The organism is Streptomyces sp. ISL-10 (assembly GCF_018614575.1).
Taxonomy (GTDB): domain Bacteria; phylum Actinomycetota; class Actinomycetes; order Streptomycetales; family Streptomycetaceae; genus Streptomyces.
On the sequence record NZ_JAGGOJ010000045.1, the window covers coordinates 20,815 to 41,894 of the forward strand.

Genomic DNA, 21,080 nt, shown 5'->3' on the forward strand with positions numbered 1-21,080 from the left:
CAGCATGACGGTGGACCGCGACGTCGTCGCACTCGACGACCCGGTGGGCGAGTCACTCGGCGGTCATCACGCGCATCTCGCCCGCCGACTCGGTCGGGCTGCCACCTACCTGCCGGGAGTCGCGACCTTCTCATCGGTATCTCCCGACGCGGATTCGGCGGCGTGGGCCGACCTCGCTCGGCTGCTCGGTCGAGGCGAGTTCGCCGACATGTTCAGCTGCCCAGCGATCCCGCCGTCGGACTGGGAGGCGGTTTTCGTCCTCGAAGGGCGCCAGATGATCTGGCCGGGCAACAGCCGGCTCGATCACTCTCGTGCCGAGCCGGACTCCGGCGTGGTCGAACTGGGCGCGGGGAGCGTCGCCGAGATGCTCGACCTCGTCGAACGGACCCGACCGGGGCCGTTCTGGCCGCGCACCATCGAACTCGGCACCTATCTCGGTATCCGCGAGAACGGCACCTTGGTGGCGATGGCGGGCGAACGGCTCCGCCCACCGGGATGGACCGAGATCAGCGCCGTCTCCACCGCACCCGAGGCACGCGGGCAAGGCCACGCCGCTCGCCTGGTGAGTGCGCTCGTAGCGCGCATCGTGTCGCGGAACGAACGTCCCTTCCTGCACGTGTCCGAGGCAAACACCGGCGCGATCGCACTCTACGAGCGGCTCGGCTTCGAGACCCGCAAGCAGGTGACCTTTCGAGGGTTCCGCACTCCGTAACGGCCTGGGCACCTGGATCTCGTACCCGGCGCTGCCACCTGCCGTCAGCAACTGACCGTGCCGCCCCCCGCAGACAGCGCGGACAGCCGCTGTCGGGCTCGCGATGGTCAGGCGCTCGGCGACATCAGGCACCGCGGTGTCTGCGGCCGTTGATGAAGAAGGTGAGCATGCCGGCCACGCTGCTGAGGTCGGCCGACTTCCATGTCGGCTCTCGTTGGGTCGGGGGTGGATCGCGCCCCGGCTGCGTGCAGCCGGTGTGCGTGGGCGCAGGATGAGTCGGCTGCTGTCCCTCGTGCGGGATCCGGCCATGGGGGCACGCCGACGCGTCGAGGCGGGGGCTCGTTCGGCTAGTGCGTGTGGAGGGCGGCGGTGCGTCCCATTCGGGTGATCGCCTCGGTGAGGACGGACTGGGAGGTGGCGAAGTTCAGGCGGACGTGCCCGGCTCCTCCCGTTCCGAAGATGTGCCCGGAGGAGAGAGCCACCCTGGCGTGTTCGAGGAATAGCTGTGCGGGGCCTGCCAGTTCTGTCACAACCGCGAGGTCCGTGGTGCCTTTTTCCGGGGCGAGGCCGAGGGGCCGGCAGTCGAGCCAGGCCAGGTAGGTTCCCTCCGGCCTGGTGTATTCGACCCCGGGCAGGTGTTCGGCGACGAGCCGGCCCAGCAGGGCTCGGTTCGCGTCGAGCCCTGCCAGCAGCGCATCGAGCCACTTGTCCCCGTGGCGGTAGGCCGCAGTGTGGGCGATGACGCCCAGGTAGCTGGCGCCGTGGTGGACCTCCTCGGGCATCCGGCGCAGATCGGCGGCTGCCTCAGGCCCCGCGATGGCGAGCGCCGCCTTGATCCCGGCGAGGTTCCAGCCCTTGGTCGCCGACATGAGCGAGAAGGCGTCTTCGGCCCCGGGCACGCTCAGGTAGGGCGTGAACGTGGCGCCCGGCAGTACGAGTGGGGCGTGGATCTCGTCGGCGACGACACGGATTCCGTACTGCCGAGCCAGTGCCGCCACGGCGGCGAGCTCCTCAAAGGTGTGAACCGTGCCTGTCGGGTTGTGTGGATTGCTGAGGAGGTAGGCGATCTTGCCCTTGCCGCTGTGTTCCCGGGCACGCCGGAACGTCTCCTCGAGCGTTTCCAGGCTGACCCGGAGGTCCTGCCCGAGGGGCGCTTCGATGATCCGGCGGTCGTTATGGGTGACGAAGGCGTAGAAGGGTGCGTACACAGGGGAGTTGACGACGACAGGGTCGCCGAAGTCGGTGATCAGCCGCAGCACCTGGACCGCGCCCATCATCACGTCCGGGATCACGGCGACGCGGTCGACCGCCACCCCGTCCCATTTCCAGCGCCGCGAGGCAAAGCCGGCCAGCGACTCCGCGAACTCGGTTCCGGCCGGGTACCCGGTGTCACCGGTCTCGATGGCTTCGCGCAGTGCGTCGGCGACCGGCGGCGCGAGCGGGACATCCATCTCCGCCACCCACAGGGGCAGGACGTCCGCTGGATGTGTGCGCCACTTCATGCTTCTGCGCCGACGGAGCTGCTCGAGCGAGAGCTCCTCGAGAGGGTTTGCGCGCTCTCCGGCCGCGGCGCCTGTGGAACCGCGCCCACCAACGGCAGTCACGTTCAGCATTGGACCGCCATCTCGCTCTCGACGCAAGCGCCGAGAGGCAGGGACGCTGCACCGAGCGCGGGGCCCGGCCCCGCGGCTTCATCGAAATCACGGACGACACCGCCACGCACGAACCCATCCGAGACCCGTGGGTGGACGTCATCGTCCCGCTTGCCACCCCCTGACGGGCATGTTCGCCCCGCGACTCGTTCACCGCCGCGCCAAGCGCCGGCTCCGGAGTGTCCGTGCGGCAGGTGCTCTATCGAACCGTCGGCTGGCGTTGGGCAGACAGGGTGCCTCGCCACTGAATGCCGCAGTGACGGTGATCACGGAGATCTCCCGAGCGGCGTTGCGTACGCCGGCATCGTTGTCGCGGCGGGGGAGTGGAGGGGGCTGGCGCAGCACTCTCGGCAAGATCTAGCGTCCCGGCAGTTATGCAGGCCAGGGAGGTGATCAGGCCGCTCGGGTCAGCAAACGGTCAGCATTGGGACGGAGGTGTCCCGGCTTGCCGAACTGGTGACCTACGTGGCGGGGACCTGGGCGCAGATGCCTGGCTCCCGCTCGGAAGGTTCACTTCATGGCTCGCCTTCAGGGACACGCTCGGTGAGCAGTGCGAGAGGCCGGCGTCGGCACTCAGGGCGACGGGATCGAGCGCCTGACGCAGATATGCGCCGATCTTCTTCGCAGTGTTCGTGGCCACAAGGGACGCACGGTTTGCAACGGAGAACCCAGCTCCTCCGCTCCGAGGTCCAGGCCTCCAATGAGCACGCCTTCGCATGGACAAGGTCCCGACACAGCGCATTCACGGGACCAGAGCCGCGATCGTGGCGGCGACGCGGGGCTCGGCGGCGTACTCGTCGCGCAAAAGTGCCCGCTCGGAGGTGCAATGCAGATTCGGGGCCTGGGCGCTCCGTAGGATGACCGGCTCCTGGAGGCTGGAGGCCGTATCTCTCGCCAAGGACAGCGAATACGGCCTGATTGACGACGTCCGGTCGGGCGACTTGAACCGATCCTCCGCGTAGCCTGGTGGCTGCGGACGGGCGGCGTCGGACGTGAACACGACCAGCCGCAAAGTGGAGGCGCCAATTCGGGGCTTGGGGAAGAGCGGGGTAAGCCGCGGCGTCGGCTCGTACGCGCTGCACGCCTACGGCGAGTTGTAGCCGATCGCCTGGGACGGGATCAGCGCCAAGGCGTGCCGTGGGCGGGTGATGTGGAGGAGGTGTGTGTGACGGAAGACGCATGATCGTTTGTATGCCCAGTGCGTGTTAGCCTGCCCGCCGGTCACAATCGAATGCACACGGGGGAGGCGCGGTGGGCTCGGACGGCTACCAGGCCAAGGCAGGTATGACCGGCCCGGCTCAGCAACTCGACAACGCCGGCAGGGACATGGACGGCGTCAGCTCGGCAGTCAAGTCCCGCACGGAATACTCGTACGGCGATGTCGGCGGCGATGACGCCGCGTCGGCGCTGAACGCGTTCGTCAAGGCCTGGGAGGCGGAGGCCAAGACACTGGCGTCGGCGTTGCACGAGCTCGGTGGCAAGGTGCAGTTGGCCAAGAAGACCTACCGCGGCACCGACGGTCTCGTGGAGACGCAGGTGGACAGCGTCCCCACCGGCGGCACGAGCAGCCGCACCGACACATCGACGCAGGGCGTGCGCACCTCCGCCCTCTTGAGCTACTGAGGAGCGGGCCGGTGTCGTTCTTCTTCTCTCCTCTCGACTCCCCTTCCTTCCGCCTCGCGTGGCTCGCCGGGCTGTCCAAGAAGATGCTCGGTGCCGGGAGCAAGAACGAGCTCCTCGACCTGATCGACGACGCCCTCTCGGTGCCCGTACCGGGCGGCGACCAGGGCGTGCTGGAGGGCCTGGCAAAGCTGTACCGCGGCCAGGTCGACCCGGTCGGCAGCGTCTTCGACCAGGTCGACCGGGTGGGCCGCAGGGGTCTTCCGGAGGTGTGGGTCGGCGACACGAGCGTCCTCGCCTCCGACGCGGTGAACGCCGCCGGGCGGTCGGTGAGCCAGATGAGGGAGGCGTTCCACGAGTGCGCGTCGGTGCTGCTGACGCTGGCCGACGCGATCGGCGCCGCACAGCGCAAGGACGAGCAGGGCCGCGGACAGTTGCTGGAGCAGAGGAAGACGCTCGGCGGCAAGGACGGTTTCTTCGACGACCTGCACGAGAACGACGAGGAGGAGTGGGACCGCAAGAACGCCGCCCACTTCGGCTCCTACGCGGTCGACCTGATGCACGACGCCGTCTCCGACGCGCAGGAGGCCACCCGCGTCGCGGCCCGGGACCTGAACAAGTGGGCCGCCGAGGCACGGGCCGGGAAGATGGAGACCAGCGAACTCACCGCCGTCGACAAGCTGATGCTCGCCGACACCGGCGTCTGGGGCGCCGACGCGGAGCTGAACGAGATCCTCGCGGCCGGCGACCTGGCGCGTGCGTCGACGCGTATGGACCGGCTGGGTCTCGACGACGAGATCGCCATGGAGCGGATGCTGGCGAAGTCGGACACCCCGCAGGAGCGGGCCTACCTGATGAAGGCCCTGGCCGCCGGCCACAGCGTCGCCGAGATCGGGGAGTTCCAGGACAAGATTCACGGCAAGGACCCCGACTGGCTGCGCCGGCACCTCACTCCGGTGGTCACCGCCGGGGACAGCATGAACGACGAGGGCCTGGCGCCGGACGGCTCGAACAACAACAAGGACTTCGTCACGTTCAACGGCCAGCGGTGGGTACAGGGCGGGGACGGCTCCGAGGGCACCTGCGTGGCCTCGTCCACCGTCACGTCCCGCGCCATGGTCGACCCCCTGTACGCGCTCGACCTCACCGGCGGCCCCGACGGGCAGCAGGACGACCCCGACGCCTTCAAGCAGCGCCTGGTGGCCGAACAGCACCGGCTGCACACCGAAGGCGACGGCGGCGAGAACTGGGGCGGCATGGGGCCGGAGGGGCAGGAACGGATCAACGACACCGCCGTCGGCAGTGCCACCGGCACTGACTACGAGCGCCAGGACCTGGACAGCGCCGCCGAACGCAGGGCGGTCCTCACCGAGGTCGAGAAGTCGGTGGCGCAGGGGCGGCCGGTGCCTGTCGACGTCTCGGGCAAGGAGGGCGCCCACGCGATGACCATCATCGCCCAGGAGGGTGACATGCTTCAGGTGTACAACCCCTGGGGTTCGACCACCTGGGTCAGCGAGGACGACTTCATCAACGGCCACATGGGCAAGGCTTCCAACAGTGATCTCCCCAACGCGTACAGCGTCTATCTTCCGCGGTAGCAGGGGCGGTGCCGCCCTCGCGGCGGCCGCGCTCCTCGCCCTCGCCACGAGCTGCGGCCCCGGCGCCGACGAACCGGCCGGCGGCTCCACGAGCACCGCGAGCCGCCCGACGAGCCACCCGGTGAAGGACACCAGCATCACTGCCGAGCCGGGCGAGCGCTTCACGCTCACCGTCGACCAGAACGCCTCCACCCGCGAGTACTGGTACCTGGTCGACCCCGAGCCCGACAGCTCGGTGCTGGTCAGCCGCGGTCAGGACTACGCGTCCGACTCCGGCGACGAGCCGGTGGCCGGTGCCGGCGGCCGGCTCACCTTCACCTTCGAGGCCAAGGGCAAGGGGACCACTCAATTCACGCTGCTGCACTGCACATTCACCACCTGCCAGGGCAACACCTCCAGCCTGCCCCCCGAGACGACCGGACCCTCCGCCACCCCGACCACGGGGGCGACCACCCCCTCCCAGGCCCCCGAGCGCATCACCTACACCGTCACCGTCAACTGAGCCGCAGCGGACCAGTCAGATGAGACGAGACACCCGAGGCCCCGCCATGAACGACGACGCCCCGTACCCGCCGGACCGCACGGACGACGAGCTGGCCCGGCTCGACATCACCGTCCTGCTGCGTTACGGCCTCGCCGCCGAGCCCGGCACCCGGCGCACCGCCCTGTTCGGCGACGGCGCCGCGGCCGCAGCCGTCATCCTCGACCGCCTCGGCACCGAGCCGCGCTCGGTCGCCTTCCTCGCCGACACCGTGCGCGCCGGCGGACTCGCCCGCGCCGCGGAGCTGCCCGAGCCCCTGCCTCGCCGGGAGGCGGCCGTGCTCGTACGGGAGTGGCTGCGGGCCGGCACCGAACTCGTGGGCGGGACCGCCGCCGACGACACCGCGGCCACCTGGCTGCGCGCCGTGGCGACCATCATCGAACTGAAGCAGCTGACCCGGGCTCGGGGCCGGAGTACGTGATCCGAGTAGCCGATCCGAGTACGGCGGCGGGTGTGACGCAGTACGCCGTCCCGCTCACGACGCGGCGCGATCGGGAGCAGGTTCGACCTGAGGGGCGGAGCACGGGTGGGCTGGATCGGCCTGGCGTACGGAGGGGCTTGGGTCAGCTGATCCATGGCGGCGCGCGGCCTGACTCCCGGTCGACCGCCTTCGTCCCCGACTGCCGCCCAGGCCGCCGGAGTGACGGTGCTCATGGACGCCCTTCGGGGTGCTGCGTAGGCTTGTGTCGTCGTCGTCGTAGTCCGGTTCGGGAGAGTGGGTGAAGCCCTCCCACAGCCGCCTGACGGAGCGTCAGGAAAGTCGGTAAGCGGTCAGCATGAGTCCTGAAAGACCTGGGGGGTGCTGCCCGGACACGCGACTCGTTGTAGGGTAGGAAAATCGCCCTTGACCTGCAATAACGCAGGCAGGGAGCCTAGATCCAGGAGTATTTCGATGCTTCGTACGATGTTCAAGTCCAAGATCCACCGGGCGACCGTCACCCAGGCCGATCTGCACTATGTCGGCTCCGTCACCGTCGACCGCGAGCTCATGGACGCCGCCGACCTCCTGCCCGGCGAACTCGTCCACATCGTCGACATCACCAACGGCGCGCGCCTGGAGACCTACGTCATCGAGGGCGAGCGCGGCAGCGGAGTCATCGGCATCAACGGGGCCGCCGCGCACCTCGTCCACCCCGGCGATCTGGTGATCCTCATCAGCTACGCCCAGGTCGACGACGCCGAGGCACGCTCGCTCGTGCCCAGCGTCGTCCACGTCGACGCCGCCAACAAGATCGTCGCCCTCGGCTCGGACGCGTCCGCTCCCGTGCCCGGCACTGACACCGCGCGCAGCCCGCACGCCGTGGTCTGACCGCTCGCGACCCACCGCCGGCGGGGACCGCCCGTCGGCGGCCCCGTCCGATCCACCGAGGAGAGTCCGCCGCAGTGGGAGCAACCGAGATCCGCGACAACAGGCCCGCGGGGCTGCTGGAAGCGCACGTGGACGGGGAGGTGGCCGGCCGCGTCGAGTACTTCGTGCTGGCGGGGGACACCCCCGCCCTCGTGGCCGTGCACACCGTCGTCGAACCGGGCCACGAGGGCAAGGGCATAGCCGGTTCCCTGGTGCGCGAGTTCTACGCGACCGCGGCCCGCGAGAACGTCCCCGTCGTGCCGCTGTGCCCGTACGCCGCCAAGTGGGCCCAGAAGCATCCGGATGAGGCGCCCACCGCACCCGCCGAACTCGTCCGCGAGGCCGAGGCACAGCTCAAGGAGCATCCCGGCCTGTGAGGACCCTGCTCGCCCGTGCGTGGGGCCGGTGGTCGACCGCCGGCCCCACGCGCAGGCGAGACCGTGGGGCCAGCGGTCCCGGCCCGGTGGGGGGAGACTGTGAGCAGAAGCGCTGATGACGGCCCGGGGACGGGCGTGCCTACCCGGCGCGGGGCCCGTGTGTGACCGCGGCACCGTGAGCCGTGATCCGATCCTGCCCCTGGGGGGTTCCCGGAGAAGTCATGGCCATTCACAGAATCGGACACGAGATCTGCGTCCTCGGCGACCACCTGCCGGTTCCGGGCATCGGTTACCTCACGGTCAACGCCTTCGTGCTCCACGCCGCCGAACCCGTCGTCGTCGACACGGGCCTCGGCCTTCCCGACCGCCGGTTCCTGGAAACCCTCAGCAGCGTCATCGATCCGGAGGACGTGCGCTGGATCTGGCTCACGCATCCCGACCGGGACCATACCGGCGGGCTGTTCGCACTCCTGGACGCGGCGCCCCGGGCCCGCCTCGTGACCACGTATCTGGCGGTCGGCATGATGTCGACGGAGCGGCCCCTGCCTCTGGACCGGGTCTTCCTGCTCAACCCGGGGCAGTCTCTCGACGTCGGCGACCGCGTCCTGCGGGCCTTCCGCCCACCGCTGTTCGACAACCCCGCCACCGTCGGCTTCTACGACGACAAGTCGGGCGCCTGCTTCAGCTCCGACTGTTTCGGCGCACCCGTCGCCAGCGCCGAACTCGCCTCCGGAGCGACCGCCGGAGACATCAAGGACGACGAACTGCGGGCGGGCCAGCTGCTGTGGGCGGCGGTGGACAGCCCGTGGATCCACAACGTCGACCCGGACAGGTACGCGGCCAGTGTCCGGCCGCTGCGCGAGATGGCGCCCGAAGCCGTGCTGAGCACCCACCTGCCGCCCGCGCTCGGCCTCGCCCCGCAGATGATCGACACCATCGCCGCCGCACCCGATGCGGACCCGTTCATCGGCCCCGACCAGCAGGCACTGGAGCAGATGCTCGCGGGTTTCGAAGCAGGAGGTGTTCCCCGTTGAGACATCGGTGACACCTGCGACGCGAGAGGTGGCACCGCCTACGATCCCGGCATGCTCGCACTCCTGCACACGTCCCCGGTCCACGTCCCGGTCTTCGAGGCCCTGCGCGACACGCACCATCCCGCCCTGTCCCTGCGCCACCTCGTCCATGAGGACCTGCTCGAACGAGCCGGGCACGAGGGCGCGGACGCCGTCGCACACGCGGTCGCGGACGTGATCGCCGACGCTGCCGCGGACGGTGCGAGCGCCGTGCTGTGCACCTGCTCCACGATCGGCGGCGTGGCCGAGGCGGCCGCGACACGAGCCGGCGTACCGGTGCTGCGCGTCGACAGGCCCATGTGCGCCGCCGCCGCCCGCAGGGAGCGGATCGTGATCGTGGCCGCGCTCCGCAGCACCCTGGAGCCGACCGCCGAGCTCATCCGTGAGGAGGCCCGGGGCCGTACGCCGCAGCTGCGGACGCTCCTGGTGGAGGACGCCTGGGAGCGTTTCCGTGCGGGGGACCGGGACGGCTACCTGGACGCGGTCGCGGCCGCCGTCGACACGGTGCGCGACGCGGATGTCGTCGTCCTGGCTCAGGCCTCCATGGCCGACGCCGCCGCTCGTACGCGTACGGCGCTGCCGGTGCTCGCCAGCCCCGAGCCCGGTCTGCGCGCCGCGGCCGCGGCCGCGGCCGCCGGACCCGCGGTCCGACGGCCCGGGCAGCCCGGGCCGCGGACAGGGGGTGAGGCCACCGGGCCGGCGGTCCGGTGGCCCGGCCGGGTCTGACGGGACCGGGACAGGCAGCCACCGGATCGGCGGCCCGACGACTGGACACGGCGAGCGTGGGAACGCGCACCGGTAGAGATTGGGAACGCACGACTTCGCACTCTGGAGGTGCGGTATGACCCACCCCCATCCCGACCCCGCACAGCCCATCCCCTCACCGACCCCCGGTCCGCCCCCCGATCCGGGCCCGCTGCCCAGGCCGGTGCCGACGCCGACGCCCCAGCCGGGCCCCGCCCCGGACCCGATCCCCACACCACCGGGACCTGCTCCGGAGCCCGTACCGCCTCCCGAACCGCAGCCGGGCCCGGCCTGACACGGGCCCACGCCTGAGAGGTCCCGCTGCCCGGCCCGGCCACCCGTACGGCCGGGCCGGCCACGAACCCGCCCGCGCCGCCGGGCGCGTACAGGCGACAGCCCGCTCGCCCGACCCCCGCCCCGCCGGAGTCCGGCCCTTACCGGACGACAGCCGCCCGCCCCGCCGGAGTCCAGCCCTTACCGGACGACAGCCGCCCGCCCCGCCGGATCCCGTACCGTCCCCGCCCGAGGCCTCAGTCCGACCGGACCTCCGAGCGGTCACCGCCCCAGAGCGTGTGGAACGACCCCTCGCGGTCAATCCTGCGATAGGTGTGCGCGCCGAAGAAGTCGCGCTGGCCCTGCGTGAGCGCCGCCGGCAGCCGCTCCGCGCGCAGCGCGTCGTAGTACGCCAGTGCCGCAGCGAACCCGGGCGTCGGCACACCCTGCCGCGCCGCCGTCGCGATCACTTCGCGCCAGTCTTCCTGCGCCGCCCCGATCTCCTCCGCGAACCGCTTGTCCGCCAGCAGGCTCGGCAGCTCCGGCTGTGCGTCGTACGCCGCGCGAATACGGTCCAGGAACGCCGCCCTGATGATGCACCCGGCCCGCCAGATCGCCGCGACGGCACCCGCGTCGACATCCCAGCCGTACGCCTCGCTGCCCGCCCGCACCTGGTGGAAGCCCTGCGTGTACGACACGATCTTCGACGCGTACAGCGCCTGCTCGACCCGGTCGGCGAAACGTGCCGCCTCCTTCGCGCCGAGCGGCCTCGCCGCCGGGCCGGGCAGCGCCCGCGACGCCTCACGCAGCCCGGCGTGGCCGGACAGGGAGCGCGCGAACACCGCCTCCGCGATGCCCGACACCGGTACCCCGAGGTCGAGCGCGATCTGCACCGTCCAGCGGCCCGTGCCCTTCTGCTCCGCCTGATCGGTGACCACGTCCACGAACGGCTTGCCCGTCGCCGCGTCCTTGTGCGCCAGGACCTCGGCCGTGATCTCGATCAGATAGGAGTCCAGCCGCCCCGTGTTCCAGCCGCGGAACGTCCGGGCGATCTGCTCCGGTGAGTACCCGGCGACCGCGCGCAGCAGGTGGTACGCCTCGGCGATCAGCTGCATGTCGGCGTACTCGATGCCGTTGTGGACCATCTTGACGAAGTGGCCCGCACCGTCCGGACCGACATGGGTCACGCACGGCGCGCCGTCCGGGGCCCTGGCGGCGATCCGCTCCAGCAGCGGGCCCAGCGAGGTGTACGACTCGGCTGAGCCACCCGGCATGATGCTGGGGCCGTTGAGCGCGCCCTCCTCACCGCCGGAGATGCCCACGCCCACGAAGTGGATGCCGCGCTCCCGCAGCTGCTTCTCGCGCCTGCGGGTATCGGCGAAGTGGGCGTTGCCGCCGTCGATGATGACGTCGCCGTCCTCCAGCAGCGGCGCGAACTCCTCGATCACCGCGTCCGTCGCCTCACCGGCCTTGACCATCACGACCAGCCGGCGGGGCCGCTCCAGCGCCGCCACGAACTCCTCGGCCGACTCGGCCGGCACGAACGTGCCCTCGTCACCGAACTCCTCGACCAGCGCGCGCGTCCGTGCCGCGGTCCGGTTGTGCACGGCCACGGTGAGACCGTTGCGCGCGAAATTGCGGGCGAGATTGCGGCCCATCACCGCGAGTCCCGTGACGCCGATCTGAGCTGTGCCACTCATCTGTGTGCTCCTGGATGTCCGTCGGAAGTACGTCCGTGCCGTCATGCCGTCATGCCGCTGTCGCCCTTCGTACACGTACGCATACGTCCGGGCGGCCGGGGCCATTCACCGATCGTCGGCGTACGGGCGGTGCCGCGCACCCTGCCCGGGCCCCTGCGCCCGCACCCGGGCGCCGTTCGGACTCCCTCACGCCCCAAGCGGGCACCGGGAGGACCCGTGGCGCCCCAGCACATCACCGCCCACCAGCCACGACGCGATGGACGAAACGGGCATGAACGGGCACACCGCACCCCGCGAAGACGCTGGTCCAGCCGCCCCGGTTGCTTGTACAAACGACGCATGGGCCCGAACGGACGTCGAGCCCGCCAGCAAGACCGGCACCAGCAGGGATGTGCGTCGTGGACACCGAGGAACGCCGACGGGGAATTCTCGACACGGCCCGGCAGAACGGGTCGGTCGAGGTCAATGCGCTGGCCGCCCGGTTCGCGGTGGCCAAGGAGACCATCCGCCGTGACCTGACCACCCTGGAGGAGCACGGACTGGTGCGGCGCACGCACGGCGGGGCGTATCCGGTCGAGAGCGCCGGCTTCGAGACGACGCTCGCGATGCGCACCACACGTCATGTACCGCAGAAGTCGAGGATCGCGGCGGCCGCCGCCGACCTCCTCGGCGACGCCGAGACCGTCTTCGTCGACGAGGGCTTCACCCCGCAGCTCGTCGCCGAGGCCCTGCCGAGGGACCGGCCGCTGACCGTGGTCACCGCCTCGCTGGCGGTGGCGACCGTCCTCGCGGACGCGGAGAGGATCGCCGTGCTGCTGCTCGGCGGCCGGGTCCGCGGTCAGACACTGGCCACGGTCGACCACTGGGCCACCCGGATGCTGGCCGGTTTCGTCATCGACCTGGCGTACATCGGAGCGAACGGCATCTCCCGCGAATACGGCCTCACCACACCCGACCCGGCCGTCGCCGAAGTCAAGGCGCAGGCCGTGCGCAGCGCGCGGCGGTGCGTCTTCGCCGGCGTGCACACCAAGTTCGGCGCGGTGAGCTTCTGCCGCTTCGCCGAGGTGGGGGACCTCGAGGCCGTCATCACCGACACCGGCCTCTCCTCGGCCGAGGCCCAGCGCTACTCCCTGCTGGGGCCGCAGGTCGTCCGCGTCTGATCCGACACCTCCACAACAGCACCCACCGCACCCCCCGGGGGGGCGGCCCGTCACACCCAGAAAAGCCGAACGAACCGCCCGAAACCGGCACAATGAGCCGCTCTGAAATCCCAGGAGACATCCATGACCCTGAAGCGACGACACCATGGAAAGCGCATCAGTGCGGTTGCCGCCACGGCTGCCCTCGTCGTCCTCGCCGCAGGATGCGGGGGTGCCGGCGGCGGTTCGTCCTCCTCCGGAGGCAACGAGACCCTGAACGTGCTCATGGTGAACAACCCGCAGATGGTCGAACTGCAGAAGCTGACCGCCGACCACTTCACCAAGGACACCGGCATCAAGGTCAACTTCACCGTCCTCCCGGAGAACGACGTCAGAGACAAGATCAGCCAGGACTTCTCCAACCAGGCCGGCCAGTACGACGTCGCCACCATCAGCAACTACGAGGTGCCGATCTACGCCAGGAACGGCTGGCTGCACTCCCTCGACACATACGCCGCCGAGGACACCGCCTTCGACCAGAATGACATCCTGGCGCCCCTGCGCCACTCGCTCACCGCCGAGGACGGCAAGCTCTACGGCCAGCCCTTCTACGGCGAGTCGTCCTTCCTCATGTACCGCAAGGACGTGTTCGCGGCGAAGGGCCTGACCATGCCCGACAAGCCCACCTGGCAGCATGTCGCCGACCTCGCCGCGAAGGCGGACGGCGCCGAGAAGGGCATGAAGGGCATCTGCCTGCGCGGCCTGCCCGGCTGGGGCGAGGTCATGGCTCCCCTCACCACTGTCGTCAACACCATGGGCGGCACCTGGTTCACCGAGGACTGGGAAGCACGGCTCGACTCGCCCGAGTTCACCAAGGCCACCAAGTTCTACGTCGACCTCGTCCGGGAGCACGGCGAGGCGGGCGCGGCCCAGTCCGGCTACGCCGAGTGCCTCAACAACATGACCCAGGGCAAGACCGCCATGTGGTACGACGCCACCGCGGGCGCCGGCTCCCTGGAGGCCGCCGGTTCCCCGGTCAAGGGGAAGATCGGATATGTGCCCGCGCCGGTCGAGAAGACCGACAGCTCCGGCTGGCTCTACACCTGGGCCTGGGGCATGCAGAAGGCGTCCACGAAGGCCGACAGCGCCTGGAAGTTCATCTCCTGGGCATCGAGCAAGGAGTACGAGGAGCTGGTCGGCGAGCAGATCGGCTGGGCCAACGTGCCCGCCGGCAAGCGGGCCTCCACCTACTCCAACCCCGAATACCTCAAGGCGGCGGACGCGTTCGCGGACGTCACCAAGCGGGCCATCGCCGAGGCCGACCCGAAGAACCCCGGCACCCAGCCCCGCCCCGCGCCCGGCATCCAGTTCGTCGGCATCCCCGAGTTCACCGACCTCGGCACCAGGGTGTCTCAGGAGATCAGCTCGGCCATCGCCGGCCGCCAGTCCGTCGAGGCGGCGCTGAAGAAGTCGCAGTCCCTGGCCGAGAAGGTCGCCGAGGAGTACCGGTGAGTACATCGCTGAGCACGCCGTCCCCCCCACCCGCCGGGCAGCGGCCGCAGACCGCGGCCGGCACGGCACCCGAGCCCCCGCCCTCCGCGCCGCGCACGGCCCGCCGCAGCGACCGGATGCGTGCCTGGGCCACCAGGGCTCCGCTCCTGCCCGCCCTCGTGTTCCTGATCACGGTCACCCAGCTGCCCTTCGTGGCCACACTGGTGATCTCCCTCTTCGACTGGAACTCCCTCGCCCCCGACGAACGCGCCTTCACGGGCCTGAGCAACTACGCCTCCGTGTTCACGGACGCCGCGCTGCGCGCCTCGGTCCTGACCACCGTGCTGCTGACCGCGAGTGTCGTCATCGCGAGCGTGGTCCTCGGACTGCTCCTCGCCCTGCTGCTCGACCGCACCTTCTTCGGCCGCGGCATCGTGCGCACCCTGCTCATCACCCCGTTCCTGCTGGTGCCCGTCTCCGCGGCCCTGCTGTGGAAGCACGCCCTCTACAACCCCGAGTACGGGCTGTTCAACGGTGCCCTCAACTGGGCCGCCGGGCTCGTCGGCATCGACGCACCGGCCCAGCCCGACTGGATCTCCGAGATGCCGCTGCTCGCCGTCGAAGCGGCCCTGGTGTGGCAGTGGACACCGTTCATGATGCTGATCCTGCTCGCCGGACTGCAGAGCAGGCCCGCGGAGATGATGGAGGCCGCCCGGCTCGACGGCGCGAGCGCCTGGCAGACGTTCCGCTACCTGACCCTGCCGCATCTGCGCCGCTACCTCGAACTGGGCATTCTGCTCGGCTCGGTGTACATCGTGCAGAACTTCGACGCCGTGTTCACCCTCACCTCCGGCGGGCTCGGCACCGCCAACCTCCCCTACACGATCTACCAGACCTTCTACCAGGCCCACGAGTACGGACTGGCGTCCGCCGCGGGAGTCGTCGTCGTGATCGGCACCATCGTCATCGCGACGTTCGCACTCCGGGTGGTCTCGTCCCTCTTCCGTGAGGAGGCGACCCGCGCATGAGCACCGCCACCGTCCGACCGTCCCACCAGGCGCTGCCGCCCGCGGCACGCAAGGCCCGCAGGCGCTCCGCAGCCCTCGGCCTCGTCGCCTGGATCGCCGGCATCGCGTTCTGTCTGCCCGCCCTGTGGATGCTGCTCACCTCCTTCCACTCGGAGGCGGACGCGGCCACCAATCCGCCCTCGTTCGCCGCCTCGCTCACCCTCGACGGCTACCGCGAGTTCTTCGGGGGCGGCGGCGGTCCCACCCCGTGGCCGCCGCTGATCAACTCGCTGTCCGCGTCCCTGTTCTCGACCGCGCTCGTGCTGGTGCTCGCGCTGCCAGCGGCCTACGCGCTGTCCATCCGGCGGGTGCGCAAGTGGACCGACGTGATGTTCTTCTTCCTGTCCACCAAGATGCTGCCGGTCGTCGCCGGGCTGCTCCCCGTCTACCTGTTCGCGAAGAACACCGGGATGCTGGACAACATCTGGCTCCTCGTCATCCTCTACACCTCGATGAACCTGCCGATCGCGGTGTGGATGATGCAGTCGTTCCTCGCCGATGTGCCGGTCTCCATCATCGAGGCCGCCCAGGTCGACGGCGCCCGGCTGCCCACCATTCTGGCCCGGGTCGTCGCGCCCGTCGCCGGGCCCGGCATCGCCGCCACCGCGCTGATCTGCTTCATCTTCAGCTGGAACGAGCTGCTGTTCGCCCGGGTGCTCACCGGCGTCGTCGCCCAGACCGCACCCGTGTACCTGACCGGATTCGTCACCAGCCAGGGTCTCTTCCTCGCCCAGCTGTGCGCCGCGTCCGTCGTCGTGTCCCTGCCGGTGCTCGCCGCCGGCTACGCCGCCCAGGACAAGCTCGTCCAGGGCCTGTCTCTTGGAGCCGTCAAATGAGGGCAGCGATCGTCGAAGCACCCGGCAAGGTCACCGTCACGACCGTGCCCGACCCCACCCCCGGGCCCCGCGACGTCGTCGTCTCCGTCGCCTCGTGCGGCCTGTGCGGCACCGATCTGCACATCCTTCAGGGCGAGTTCGCGCCCACCCTGCCGATCGTGCCCGGCCACGAGTTCGCGGGCGAGGTCGTCGGCGTCGGCAGGGACGTCACGGAACTGTCTGTAGGAGACCTGGTCGCGGTCGATCCGTCGCTGCACTGCCACGAGTGCCGCTACTGCCGCAGCGGGCGCGGCAACCTCTGCGACCGCTGGGCGGCCATCGGCGTCACCGTTCCCGGTGGCGCAGCCGAGTACGCCGTCGCACCGGTGGCGAACTGCGTGAGACTGCCCCGCCACATCGATGTGAAGGACGCCGCCCTCATCGAGCCGTTGTCCTGCGCCGTGCGCGGCTACGACGTGCTCAGCGGCACGCTCGGTGCCGAGGTCCTGATCTACGGCTCCGGCACCATGGGCCTGATGATGCTGGAGCTCGCCAAGCGCACCGGCGCCGCGGGCGTCGACGTCCTCGACGTCAATCCCGACCGCCTCGCTACCGCCGGGCTCCTCGGCTGCTCCCGTACGGCCGCTTCCGCAGACGAACTGGAGCGCCCCGGCGGCTGGGACGTCGTCATCGATGCCACCGGCAACGCCAAGGCCATCCAGGACGGCCTCGGCCGCGTCGCCAAGGGCGGCACTTTCCTCCAGTTCGGCGTCGCCGACTACGCGACGACGGCGGTGATCGAGCCGTACCGGATCTACAACCAGGAGATCACCATCACCGGCTCCATGGCCGTTCTTCACAGCTACGAGCGGGCGGCCGCACTTTTCGCGACCGGCGTGCTCGACCCGTCGGTGTTCATCAGCGACCGACTGCCGCTGGAGCAGTACCCGCAGGCCGTCGAGCGGTTCGCGGCGGGCCACGGCCGCAAGATCGTGGTGGAGCCGTAAGCGGCGGCCCGGGCCCCGGCGGGGTGTCTCCCGCCGGGGCCGGGGAAGCATTCCGGACACTCTCGGTCTGAAACCTTGTCACGCTCCGTATTCCACCCCTACGTTGGCCGCCTGCGGCATGACCTGCATGCGTGACCTACATGTAGTGGGGGAGCACACCATGGCCGGAACCGGTCGGCACCGTCGATATCAGCCGAGTCGTATCAACCGCGCATCGCTCACCGTCACCGTCGGCGGCGCCGGCATGGCGCTTCCCCTGATCGGCGCGGGATCGGCCCACGCGGCATCCGGCGATCTCGGGGGGAAGGTCGCGGCCTGCGAGTCCACGGGCCATGGGAAGATCAACACCGGCAACGGCCATGACGGCGGGCTCCGGTTCACCCAGTCCACCTGGGAGGCCTACGGCGGGATCCGATACGCCGCGCGCGCCGACCTCGCCACCGAGGACCAGCAGATCGCCATCGCCGAGAAGGTTCTCGAAGGGCAGGGCGAGCGCGCCTGGCCCACCTGCTCGGAGCGTGCCCGGCTCACCCGGGGCGGGGACGCACCCGCCATGGCGCCGGCTGTGCACGCCGAGCCGAAGCGAGCGCTGGCCTTCGAACGCGCGGCCTCGCCCACGACCGTTCCGACCCAGCGGGAGGGATACACGGTCGCCCGCGGCGACTCCTTGTCCGGCATCGCGGAGAAGGAGCGGGTCAGGGGCGGATGGCAGCGGCTGTACGCGGACAACCGCGCCGTGGTCGGCGACGACCCGGACCTGATCTTCCCCGGCCAGCGACTGGTCCTGCGCGCCACGGCGGCAGCTCCCGCCGCTCCCGCTGCTCCTCCGAAGGAGCGCACAGCGCCCGCCGCCGAGCCGCCGGCGCCCCGGCAGCAGGCACCGAAACCGCAGGCCGAGCCCAGGCAGCAGACGAAGCCCCAGCAGCAGACGAAGCCCCAGCAGCAGGCCAGGCCCCAGCGGCAGGCCAGGCCCCAGCCGGAACAGCAGCCCAAGCCCAAGCCCCAACCAAAGCCCGACAGGCAGGCCAAGGCGGAGTCCCGGCCCGAGCGGCATGCCGGTTTGAGCGCACCCGTGACCGCCGGGCCGTCCACCGCCTACCGCAAGGCGGGCTCCTCCTGGTCGAGCGGGTATCACACGGGCGTCGACTTCCCCGTGCCCACCGGGACATCGGTGAAGGCGGTGGCGGCGGGCACGGTGGTGTCGGCCGGCTGGGGCGGCGCGTACGGCTACGAGGTCGTCATCCGGCACCGCGACGGCCGGTACAGCCAGTACGCGCATCTCTCCGCGCTCACCGTGCGCACCGGCCAGCAGGTGACGTCAGGCCAGCGGATAGCCCGCTCAGGATCCACCGGCAACAGCACGGGACCGCATCTGCACTTCGAGATCCGCACCGGACCGGGATACGGGTCCGACATCGATCCCCTCGCCTACCTCAGGGCCGGCGGCGTGTCGATCTGATCCGGCGCGCGGGGGAGCGACGCGATCTCCCGACAAGGTCGCACGCCCCTCTGAGCGCTCCCGGTGCACGTGGCGGTCCCGGGGTTGCACGCCGTTGCCCAGCCGCTCGATCGTCAGAAGGACGAGCCCGCCCGCGGCCACGACACCGCATCCGAGCGCCAGCACCGTGCCCGCCGGCCCGTACCTGAAGTCCTCGCCGAACAGCGTGATCCCGACCGCCGCGGCCACCACGGGGTTGACCACGGTGACCGTGGCGAGCGGGGCCGCGAGGCCCGCTCCGCGATACGACGCCTGGGACAGCAGCAGCCCCCCGACCGCGAGCACGGCCACGACGAGCAGGCTCGGCCACTGCGTCAGCGGCGCGCTCCAGTCCCAGTCGACGGCGACGGTCTTGGTGAACACCGAGGCGATACCGAAGGCGACGCCCGCCGCTCCGGCCAGCAGGACGCTGCGCACGATCGGCCGGCGCACCCCTTGAGCGCCCAGGAAGAGCAGGGCAACCGTGCCGATCGTCACCGCGGCGAGCACCGCGCGCTCCACGCCGCCCAGCGACTGGGAAGCGGAGCCCCCGGTCAGCGCGAGGAGCCCGGCGAGCCCTGCGGTCGCCATGATCGCGCCGCGCCAGGCCGTCGGCCCTGCCCCGCGCCGTACGAACAGCGCCGCCATCGGCAGCGCGAAGACGATGGTGAGCGCGCCGAGCGGCTGCACGACGCTGAGCGGCCCGTACGCCAGCGCGACGACGTGGAGTACCGCGCCCACGCTGTTGAGCAGCACGGCGACCCACCAACCGCCTCGGTTGAGCGGCGCATACGGGCGGGACGGCGTGGTGGTCGCCACGTGCTCCTGGAGGATCGCCCCGGCCGCGTAGGCGACCGCGGAGACCAGCGACAGGAGCACGGACAGCGCGAGGGAGCTCATGATGATTACCCTGTCCCCCTTCTGCCTTCACGTCGTCGTTCTTGAGCAGGCACTTGTCCGTACTGCTGACGTAGTACGGGATGACGTCCGACTCCCCCTTCCGGCGGGGGCGCAGGCGGATCGGGGGGACCGCCGACCCGCTCGGCGCGCGGGTTCATCCCCAGTATCCGATGTGCGTCACTGCCGCGCGCGCGGCAGTGACACCGGCGTCGTTCGCCGCCGGGCACCGGGACATCCTTACGGTGATCACGCACGGCGTCACCGGAATTTCCACGAGCCGGTACGGGTGGGGGAGACACGGGTTCGGCACGGGTGGGAGAGATACGGGCGGTCCGGCACGGGTGGGAGAGATATGGCGGGAGAGCTTCGGGTGGGAGAAAAGGGGAGCGGTGTGGAGGCGGCACGGTGGGCGGAGACGGCGTCCGTGGGAGGGTTCTTCGCGCTGCGGGCCGGCGAGCCCGGCACGGGGCACACCCCGCTCGCGCACGTGTACGCGGCGGAGCCAGGGGACGGCTCCCTGCTCACCTGGCGTGTCGACGCCGTCTCCGCCCGGCTGGGGGCACCCGAGCGGCGCGTCGCCGCCTCGGTGGCCCACCTCGGGCTCGCGGCGCGCCTGTGGTCCGTGGCCCTGGGCTCCGCGGTACTCCACGACTGCGTGCCCGATCTGGACCCGGCCGTTCTGCACTGGGACCCGCGCAGGACGTCGCCCGACGATCTGGTGCTGCGGGAGCCGCGCCCGTCGGCCGGGGGCGGGGGCGCGACCGCCGTCCGCGAGAGCGTCCAGCTGCGGCATCTCGTCCCCCTCGCGGACGCGTTGCGCCGAGACACCCGGATCTCGGCACGGCTGCTGTGGGGCAACGCGGGCTCGGCCCTCGCCGGTGCCGTACGGGAGTTGACCGCGTGGGCGGGGCGCACCGGGCGGCCGGAGGTCGCCGAGAAGGCGGCCGCGCTCGCGGACGAGCTGTTCGCCCACCCCGACCTGTCGGGGACCGTGCACGGTCCCGCACTGCGGCGCCGCACCTGCTGCCTGTACTACCGCTGCCCGGTCGGCGGGTTGTGCGGGGACTGCGTGTTCGACCGCGTGCCGGGATCCCGGTAGGGCATGCCGGACCCCCATCCGGCATGCCCCACCCCCCCATTTTCCGAGTGGTCGGTGGCCTTGTCGGATCACATAGTGGGGTGCAATCCGGGGGATCTGTGTGCGGATGGTGAAACCTGGCGGGAAACGGATCCGCCCGCCCGCAACCGACGAACGGCCTGCGGCACCGCCGGGCCCCCTCCCCGCCACTCACCGCCCGCCCAAGGACCCGTATGCCGTCTGATGCAAGCGGTTGCCGTGATGTGGTGTCTCTCGTCACATGTCCAGACCAATCGGCCCAGTCGGCCAGCGCACGGAATCGGCCAGTCCGCTCATGGCCGCCACGCCCCACGGGCAACGCGGCGGGCCGACCGGATCACTGGGCGCGCAGCACTCCGCCCGACCGCACCGTCCTTGGGTGACGCTCGTCATTTGGCCGGCACCTCATCACTCGGTAAAATCGCGCTT

Annotated in this window: 19 protein-coding genes and 1 pseudogene; 17 read left to right on the forward strand and 3 right to left on the reverse strand. The window is 70.8% G+C overall.

Annotation, left to right across the window (positions count from 1 at the left end; genetic code table 11):
* The first annotated feature begins 4 nt into the window (after window positions 1–4).
* Window positions 5–712 carry a GNAT family N-acetyltransferase gene (locus tag J7E88_RS33800; protein ID WP_215187300.1) on the forward strand — a complete coding sequence of 236 codons (708 nt, stop codon included), beginning with the start codon at window positions 5–7 and terminating at the stop codon, window positions 710–712.
* 347 nt (window positions 713–1,059) lie between these two features.
* Here the strand turns inward: J7E88_RS33800 and J7E88_RS33805 are convergent, their stop codons facing one another.
* On the reverse strand, window positions 1,060–2,325 hold the full coding sequence (locus tag J7E88_RS33805) for a MalY/PatB family protein (protein ID WP_215187301.1): 1,266 nt from the start codon (window positions 2,323–2,325) through the stop codon (window positions 1,060–1,062).
* A 917-nt stretch (window positions 2,326–3,242) separates the two neighbouring features.
* Here J7E88_RS33805 and J7E88_RS37585 point away from each other — a divergent pair.
* From J7E88_RS37585 to J7E88_RS33845, 9 genes and pseudogenes are all read left to right on the forward strand, one after another.
* Window positions 3,243–3,464, forward strand: a pseudogene (locus J7E88_RS37585) (aldehyde dehydrogenase family protein); the annotation flags it as partial.
* A 151-nt stretch (window positions 3,465–3,615) separates the two neighbouring features.
* Entirely contained in the window at window positions 3,616–3,987 is a 372-nt protein-coding gene (locus J7E88_RS33810; RefSeq protein ID WP_215187302.1) for a hypothetical protein, read from the forward strand.
* A gap of 11 nt (window positions 3,988–3,998) precedes the next feature.
* On the forward strand, window positions 3,999–5,582 hold the full coding sequence (locus J7E88_RS33815; RefSeq protein WP_215187303.1) for a peptidoglycan-binding protein: 1,584 nt from the start codon (window positions 3,999–4,001) through the stop codon (window positions 5,580–5,582).
* The gene (locus tag J7E88_RS37200; RefSeq protein ID WP_215187304.1) at window positions 5,542–6,084 is read left to right on the forward strand and encodes a protease inhibitor I42 family protein; all 543 of its coding nucleotides are present in this window, start codon (window positions 5,542–5,544) and stop codon (window positions 6,082–6,084) included. Before J7E88_RS33815 ends, J7E88_RS37200 begins: the two co-directional genes overlap by 41 nt.
* A gap of 46 nt (window positions 6,085–6,130) precedes the next feature.
* Window positions 6,131–6,544, forward strand: coding sequence for a hypothetical protein (locus J7E88_RS33825; RefSeq protein ID WP_215187305.1), 414 nt, complete (start codon window positions 6,131–6,133; stop codon window positions 6,542–6,544).
* Between the two features lie 471 nt (window positions 6,545–7,015).
* The gene (gene panD / locus J7E88_RS33830) at window positions 7,016–7,432 is read left to right on the forward strand and encodes an aspartate 1-decarboxylase (RefSeq protein WP_215187309.1); all 417 of its coding nucleotides are present in this window, start codon (window positions 7,016–7,018) and stop codon (window positions 7,430–7,432) included.
* 74 nt (window positions 7,433–7,506) lie between these two features.
* Window positions 7,507–7,848: a GNAT family N-acetyltransferase gene (locus tag J7E88_RS33835; protein WP_215187310.1), complete on the forward strand. Its 342-nt coding sequence runs from the start codon at window positions 7,507–7,509 to the stop codon at window positions 7,846–7,848.
* A gap of 221 nt (window positions 7,849–8,069) precedes the next feature.
* A complete protein-coding gene (locus J7E88_RS33840) occupies window positions 8,070–8,882 on the forward strand; it encodes an MBL fold metallo-hydrolase (protein WP_215187311.1) in 813 nt (270 codons plus the stop codon).
* A 51-nt stretch (window positions 8,883–8,933) separates the two neighbouring features.
* Window positions 8,934–9,647: an aspartate/glutamate racemase family protein gene (locus tag J7E88_RS33845; protein WP_251023608.1), complete on the forward strand. Its 714-nt coding sequence runs from the start codon at window positions 8,934–8,936 to the stop codon at window positions 9,645–9,647.
* Between the two features lie 548 nt (window positions 9,648–10,195).
* Here J7E88_RS33845 and gndA read toward each other — a convergent pair.
* Window positions 10,196–11,638 carry an NADP-dependent phosphogluconate dehydrogenase gene (gene gndA / locus J7E88_RS33850; protein WP_215187312.1) on the reverse strand — a complete coding sequence of 481 codons (1,443 nt, stop codon included), beginning with the start codon at window positions 11,636–11,638 and terminating at the stop codon, window positions 10,196–10,198.
* A gap of 398 nt (window positions 11,639–12,036) precedes the next feature.
* On the opposite strand from gndA, the gene J7E88_RS33855 reads away from it, so the two are divergent.
* From J7E88_RS33855 to J7E88_RS33880, 6 genes are all read left to right on the forward strand, one after another.
* Window positions 12,037–12,798: a DeoR/GlpR family DNA-binding transcription regulator gene (locus J7E88_RS33855; protein WP_215187313.1), complete on the forward strand. Its 762-nt coding sequence runs from the start codon at window positions 12,037–12,039 to the stop codon at window positions 12,796–12,798.
* A gap of 123 nt (window positions 12,799–12,921) precedes the next feature.
* The gene (locus J7E88_RS33860; RefSeq protein WP_215187314.1) at window positions 12,922–14,289 is read left to right on the forward strand and encodes a sugar ABC transporter substrate-binding protein; all 1,368 of its coding nucleotides are present in this window, start codon (window positions 12,922–12,924) and stop codon (window positions 14,287–14,289) included.
* Window positions 14,286–15,296 (forward strand): carbohydrate ABC transporter permease, encoded by a 1,011-nt coding sequence (locus J7E88_RS33865; RefSeq protein WP_215187315.1) that lies wholly within the window; start codon window positions 14,286–14,288, stop codon window positions 15,294–15,296. The genes J7E88_RS33860 and J7E88_RS33865 overlap by 4 nt, the downstream gene beginning before the upstream one ends.
* Window positions 15,293–16,171 carry a carbohydrate ABC transporter permease gene (locus tag J7E88_RS33870; protein WP_215187316.1) on the forward strand — a complete coding sequence of 293 codons (879 nt, stop codon included), beginning with the start codon at window positions 15,293–15,295 and terminating at the stop codon, window positions 16,169–16,171. Before J7E88_RS33865 ends, J7E88_RS33870 begins: the two co-directional genes overlap by 4 nt.
* Window positions 16,168–17,157 (forward strand): zinc-dependent alcohol dehydrogenase family protein, encoded by a 990-nt coding sequence (locus tag J7E88_RS33875; RefSeq protein ID WP_215187318.1) that lies wholly within the window; start codon window positions 16,168–16,170, stop codon window positions 17,155–17,157. The genes J7E88_RS33870 and J7E88_RS33875 overlap by 4 nt, the downstream gene beginning before the upstream one ends.
* A gap of 160 nt (window positions 17,158–17,317) precedes the next feature.
* The gene (locus J7E88_RS33880) at window positions 17,318–18,616 is read left to right on the forward strand and encodes a peptidoglycan DD-metalloendopeptidase family protein (protein WP_215187319.1); all 1,299 of its coding nucleotides are present in this window, start codon (window positions 17,318–17,320) and stop codon (window positions 18,614–18,616) included.
* Here J7E88_RS33880 and J7E88_RS33885 read toward each other — a convergent pair.
* Entirely contained in the window at window positions 18,497–19,534 is a 1,038-nt protein-coding gene (locus J7E88_RS33885; RefSeq protein ID WP_215187320.1) for a DMT family transporter, read from the reverse strand. The two genes, J7E88_RS33880 and J7E88_RS33885, sit on opposite strands and share 120 nt — an antisense overlap.
* Window positions 19,535–19,925: 391 nt before the next feature.
* On the opposite strand from J7E88_RS33885, the gene J7E88_RS33890 reads away from it, so the two are divergent.
* Window positions 19,926–20,633, forward strand: coding sequence for a (2Fe-2S)-binding protein (locus J7E88_RS33890; RefSeq protein ID WP_308307706.1), 708 nt, complete (start codon window positions 19,926–19,928; stop codon window positions 20,631–20,633).
* The last annotated feature ends 447 nt before the right edge of the window (window positions 20,634–21,080 follow it).

Excerpts from the sequence above, each read along its gene's own strand:
- J7E88_RS33860 (WP_215187314.1), top strand. The coding sequence starts at position 12,922 with ATGACCCTGAAGCGACGACACCATGGAAAGCGCATCAGTGCGGTTGCC.
- J7E88_RS33875 (WP_215187318.1), top strand. The coding sequence starts at position 16,168 with ATGAGGGCAGCGATCGTCGAAGCACCCGGCAAGGTCACCGTCACGACC.
- J7E88_RS33805 (WP_215187301.1), bottom strand. The coding sequence starts at position 2,325 with ATGCTGAACGTGACTGCCGTTGGTGGGCGCGGTTCCACAGGCGCCGCG.
- J7E88_RS33825 (WP_215187305.1), top strand. The coding sequence starts at position 6,131 with ATGAACGACGACGCCCCGTACCCGCCGGACCGCACGGACGACGAGCTG.
- J7E88_RS33840 (WP_215187311.1), top strand. The coding sequence starts at position 8,070 with ATGGCCATTCACAGAATCGGACACGAGATCTGCGTCCTCGGCGACCAC.
- J7E88_RS33800 (WP_215187300.1), top strand. The coding sequence starts at position 5 with ATGACGGTGGACCGCGACGTCGTCGCACTCGACGACCCGGTGGGCGAG.
- J7E88_RS33885 (WP_215187320.1), bottom strand. The coding sequence starts at position 19,534 with ATGAGCTCCCTCGCGCTGTCCGTGCTCCTGTCGCTGGTCTCCGCGGTC.
- panD (WP_215187309.1), top strand. The coding sequence starts at position 7,016 with ATGCTTCGTACGATGTTCAAGTCCAAGATCCACCGGGCGACCGTCACC.
- J7E88_RS33845 (WP_251023608.1), top strand. The coding sequence starts at position 8,934 with ATGCTCGCACTCCTGCACACGTCCCCGGTCCACGTCCCGGTCTTCGAG.
- gndA (WP_215187312.1), bottom strand. The coding sequence starts at position 11,638 with ATGAGTGGCACAGCTCAGATCGGCGTCACGGGACTCGCGGTGATGGGC.
- J7E88_RS33880 (WP_215187319.1), top strand. The coding sequence starts at position 17,318 with ATGGCCGGAACCGGTCGGCACCGTCGATATCAGCCGAGTCGTATCAAC.
- J7E88_RS33870 (WP_215187316.1), top strand. The coding sequence starts at position 15,293 with ATGAGCACCGCCACCGTCCGACCGTCCCACCAGGCGCTGCCGCCCGCG.